The organism is Methanobrevibacter sp. (assembly GCF_045577275.1).
In the GTDB taxonomy this organism is placed as follows: domain Archaea; phylum Methanobacteriota; class Methanobacteria; order Methanobacteriales; family Methanobacteriaceae; genus Methanobrevibacter.
Genome location: NZ_JAZNIB010000315.1, coordinates 1 through 4,615 on the forward strand (window position 1 = coordinate 1; position 4,615 = coordinate 4,615).

The following is a 4,615-nucleotide window of genomic DNA, read 5'->3' on the forward strand; positions in this document are numbered from 1 at the left end:
AAAAAAATGTATTTTAGCAAGGAATTAAACTAAAATCATTCTACAAAACATTGCTTCAATCTATATTTCAAATCAAATCAAAAAAAGAAAAAACAAATCTGTCAAATCGAAAAAACAAAAAATGAGGTGAAAAAATCAAGAAACGAAAACTGAAACCTCAACTTGAAAACCAAAATTTCAAAAACAAGTAGGAGCAAACAAAGAAAATGATTTGTTTGCTTTTACATTATTTTTATTATTCTTTTATTTATTTTATTAATCAACTTCTATTTTTATAATTTATTCTATTTTATCATTTATTCTATTTTTCATTAATTAATAAATATTCCATAATGGGCAGAATTATTTTAAAACCTTATATTCCATAACAAAATCCTTTCCCAAAGGATAATATTTCTCTAATTTCAATGGAATTGCATCTTTCATATAATCAAAACCTTCTCCATCAAAGAAAGTTTTGGAATCCTTTCCACCAACAATCATAGGAGCTATGCATATCTTGACCTCATCTATAAGATTTTCCCTAATCATTGAAAAGTTGAGAGTGGATCCCCCTTCAAGCATAAGGGTTTCTATTCCTTGGGAATGCAAATGCTCCATAAATTCCACCAGGTCTACAGATTCCTTAGATGAATAGAAGACATTTACCTTTTTAGAAAGTTCCTTTGCCCTATTTACAGCATCGATATCACAATCAGGATTATTCTCATCACAGATGCTGCTTACAGCAATGATTGTTTCAGCATCATCATTCAATATCCTATAGTCAAGTGGAGTCCTTGCCTTATTGTCCACTACGACACGAATTGGATTGTCTTCCTTTTTTGCATTGATCTTATGGACGGTAAGTCTAGGGTCATCTGCAAGAACTGTTCCGATTCCAACCATGATTCCATCAACTTCCTTTCTGATTTCATGGACACGTTCAAGATCTTCAGGCCCTGAAATTTCAGAACTTCCTGTTTTTGTAGCTATTTTTCCATCCAATGTCATAGCCGCATTAAGGATAACATAAGGTTTCATAATATCATACCTTTAAATTTAATAATAGATTTATCAGAATTGAATAATATTTATAAGTATCAATTTAATTAATCGTTTCTTTAAAATTATATGCCGAATACATATCTTGCATTCTTTTCAGTTTGTAGAGATACATCATTCACACTAATTTCATGAAGTTCAGCTAATTTTTCAACTGCAAGTGCAACATTTGCAGGTTCATTCCTTTCATCCTTGGTCATTGCCAAGTATGGGCTGTCAGTTTCAGTCAAGATTCTTTCAATAGGAATTTCCTTGAAAAGGTCTTGATGTCTTTGACTGTAGCACACCATAGTGGAACAGCTCAAGTAATGGTCTTCAATATCCAAAATCTTTCTGGCTGTCTTTAGGCTACCTCCATAACAATGATATATCACCTTAGGAATATCATCATAATCCTTTAATAAATTGAATATTTTCTTCTCACAGTCCCTACCATGAATGAGCAGAGGTTTTTTGTATTCATTTGCAAGTTCAACGAATCCTGTGAAGATTTCCTGTTGGCGAGCCCTCAATGTCTTGTCAGTGCAGTAGAAGAAGTCCATGCCAACTTCACCAATAGCCAAAATCTCATCAAGATGCTCAATCATCTGCTTATGTGCTGCATCGATTTCCTCTTGTGGAGAATTCTGTGAACTGACCGGATGAAAACCAAATGTAGGATAAACAAACCCTTCATATTCCTTAGAAAGTCTTAATGCCTTTTCATTGCTTTCCAAACCATAACCTGAATTTATTACGGCATTAAGCTTTTCCTTAGCTCTGGATATCACATCTTCCCTGTCTGCATCAAATTCATCAAAATCTATATGACAATGTGTGTCTATCATAATAATCACAATAAAAATAAAATATGAATAAATATTAAAAAAGAATAAAAAAAGAAAATAATTTTTAAATTATATATTTATACACCAAAACGTCTATCTCTTTCCTGATAATCCCTGATGGCCCTTAGATAGTCTACTTTTCTAAGCTCTGGCCATAAGCTGTCACAGAAATAAAGCTCTGAGTAAGAAGATTGCCATAGCAAGAAACCACTAAGTCTTTCTTCTCCACTTGTCCTGATGATGAGGCTTGGGTCTTCGAGACCTTCAGTATAAAGATTTTTGCTGACCAAATCTTCATCAATATCATCAATGGAAATTTCACCATCTTCCACTTGCTTATAGATCTTCTTGATGGCATCTACAATTTCCAAACGTCCATCATATCCAATAGCCAAGTTGAATAATCTTTCATTATAATCCTTTGTAGATTCTTCAGCTTCCATAATCGCTTCTCTGACACTATCAGGCAAAAGTTCAGTTCTGCCAACTACCTTTACCTTGACCTTATTCTTATGTATCTTTTCATGACTTACAATCCTTTTGAAGTTTTTAACGAAAAGATTCATCAATCCTTCAACTTCATGCTGAGGCCTGTTGAAGTTTTCGGTTGAAAAGGCATAAGCGGTAACAATTTCAATTCCTAAATCGATACTCCAATCAAGAACCTTTTCCAAGGTATCCACACCAATTTCATGGCCTTTGATAACCTCCATATTTCCTTGAATCTTTGAGTATCTTCTATTACCGTCCATGATAATAGCTACATGTCTTGGCATCCTTTCAGGGTCTAATTCCTTTAAAAGACGCTTCTCATAAAGTGTATATAAAAATTGTGGTGGCACAAGCATTCCCCATAAAAATTTTTTTTGCTAGATTATTAATTTCACTATTTATATTAATTTTAAATGTTTATAATTACTTTGTTAGTAATTTCTATTATTATTATATTTCATTAAATTAATTTAAATAGTTTTATATATGAATCTAAAAAAAGAAGAAAATTAAGTAGAAATAACAATGAAAAATTTTAAAAAAAGAAGAAAATTAAGTAAAAATAACATATAAAATTTTAAAAAAAAAAGATTATCTGAATTATTTTTTTAGCTTTGCTAACCTATAAGCCAATTTTAAGCTTCTCACATATCCTTCTACACTTTGGTCACGGCTTGTATCAATGAATACCTCATCGATTCCAAGTGTTACAGCACCATAACTTGGCCATGAGTCAAGCAAAACAAGAGTTCTAAAAAGGATATTCCCAAAAATGCCATCATTTGCAAGGATTATATTGTTTCCATCCTCAATGGCTTGCTCCAAGAGAATATAATAGTTTTTGATGGAATAGTTTTTTGAAACATCATCTGATTCATTGTCGAAATTTTCCAATTGGCCAAACTCATTGATCAATAATTCAGTGAGTTTCTCTGATGATTTTAAACTTTCATCTATCCTTTCGCTTCTTCCCAAATCATCTTTTCTTCCTTCTGCCAAAATAGCTATTTTAGGCATTTTGCCTAGATATTGAATGAAATTTGCTGATTGGATAGCCAGCGTAATCTTCTCTTGCGTATTCTTTCCTTCATCAATGCCTACAGGAGCAAGAAGGAATTCATAATCCTTTGAAAAGTTCTCATCATCTTCTGTATTAATATAGGTGGTTCTATTGATTATCCTATCTGATTTAAGCTCTTTGATGGCTTTAATAACTTTAGATGCCTTTAATGATCCTCGGATAACTGCATCCACTTCAGGATTTTCAAATGCTTCTATAAGCTCATCCTCAGTTTCAACTAAAGTTATGCTTAAATCTTCAATATCCTTTAATTCATTAGAAGCAAGAATGATATTTTCATTTTCTCCTAAACCAGCCACTATATTAATCATAGTAATTGATTTATCTATTATTTAATTTATAGTTTTATAAAATTAGAAAATAATAAGAAATCGAATATTAAAAAAAAGTAAACTGAGAAATAACAAAAAAATAGTAAAAATAAAGTTAAAAAATAGTGAAAAAAAGTTAAAATAAAAAAAGAAAGAAAATTAGATAAATCTAAAATTGTTTACCTAATTCGTAAGCTTCTTTTAATTTGTTTTCTTGTTCTTCTGCAACGATTCCTGCTGGTCCAGCACTACCTGCATCAACATGACCAATTACTTCATAACCCATAAAGGTGAATGGAGAGAATTTGGTTAATTCTATGTAATCCTTATAGGTTCCTTCAGGTTGGTTTTCAGTAAAGATAAGTGCTGCTTTACCGGATAAGCTTTTATCTGGGTTTTGACCGATTGCATAGAAACGGTCGATAATGGTTTTTGCTTGTGCAGTCATTTGACCATAGTAGATAGGAGTTGCAAAGATTACACCATCTGCTGCAACCAATTCATTGATGATCTTGTTACCATCGTCTTCGCGTACACAGTCAGGGTTTTCAGCACAGAACATACATGCTTTACAGCCTGCAATGTCTTCTTCTTCGAGGTAGTATTTAACTACTTCGTGACCGTTTTCTTCTGCACCTTTAATCATTTCATCCATTAATACGTCACAGTTTCCACCGATACGTGGACTTCCTTGTAATGCAATAATTTTCATTTTTCTTCCTCCAAAATATTTAAATTAGCATTAATAATTTAAATGATTATTAATTACATTTAATAGTATATTTTAAGATTATATATAGTTTTTTTAGTTAAATAGGTTAATTTAATCCCAATATCATCCGAATATCATCAAAAAAAAA

Annotated in this window: 5 protein-coding genes; all 5 read right to left on the bottom strand. The window is 31.7% G+C overall.

Translation table 11 applies throughout. The annotated features are described in order from the left end of the window. Positions 1 to 342: 342 nt before the first annotated feature. Complete coding sequence (locus ACKI67_RS08985) at positions 343 to 1,023, bottom strand: 2,5-diamino-6-(ribosylamino)-4(3H)-pyrimidinone 5'-phosphate reductase (RefSeq protein WP_407463196.1); 681 nt, start codon at positions 1,021 to 1,023, stop codon at positions 343 to 345. An 86-nt stretch (positions 1,024 to 1,109) separates the two neighbouring features. Further along, entirely contained in the window at positions 1,110 to 1,871 is a 762-nt protein-coding gene (locus ACKI67_RS08990; protein WP_407463197.1) for a TatD family hydrolase, read from the bottom strand. A gap of 77 nt (positions 1,872 to 1,948) precedes the next feature. Beyond that, the gene (gene uppS, locus ACKI67_RS08995) at positions 1,949 to 2,713 is read right to left on the bottom strand and encodes a polyprenyl diphosphate synthase (RefSeq protein ID WP_407463198.1); all 765 of its coding nucleotides are present in this window, start codon (positions 2,711 to 2,713) and stop codon (positions 1,949 to 1,951) included. A 250-nt stretch (positions 2,714 to 2,963) separates the two neighbouring features. After that, complete coding sequence (gene mtxX / locus ACKI67_RS09000) at positions 2,964 to 3,755, bottom strand: methanogenesis marker protein Mmp4/MtxX (protein WP_407463199.1); 792 nt, start codon at positions 3,753 to 3,755, stop codon at positions 2,964 to 2,966. A gap of 169 nt (positions 3,756 to 3,924) precedes the next feature. Next, on the bottom strand, positions 3,925 to 4,467 hold the full coding sequence (locus tag ACKI67_RS09005; protein ID WP_407463200.1) for a flavodoxin family protein: 543 nt from the start codon (positions 4,465 to 4,467) through the stop codon (positions 3,925 to 3,927). Positions 4,468 to 4,615 lie beyond the last annotated feature (148 nt).

Bases quoted from the DNA above. Each gene is read 5' to 3' on its own strand.
- ACKI67_RS08985 (WP_407463196.1), bottom strand. From the start codon at position 1,023: ATGAAACCTTATGTTATCCTTAATGCGGCTATGACATTGGATGGAAAA.
- ACKI67_RS08990 (WP_407463197.1), bottom strand. From the start codon at position 1,871: ATGATAGACACACATTGTCATATAGATTTTGATGAATTTGATGCAGAC.
- mtxX (WP_407463199.1), bottom strand. From the start codon at position 3,755: ATGATTAATATAGTGGCTGGTTTAGGAGAAAATGAAAATATCATTCTT.
- ACKI67_RS09005 (WP_407463200.1), bottom strand. From the start codon at position 4,467: ATGAAAATTATTGCATTACAAGGAAGTCCACGTATCGGTGGAAACTGT.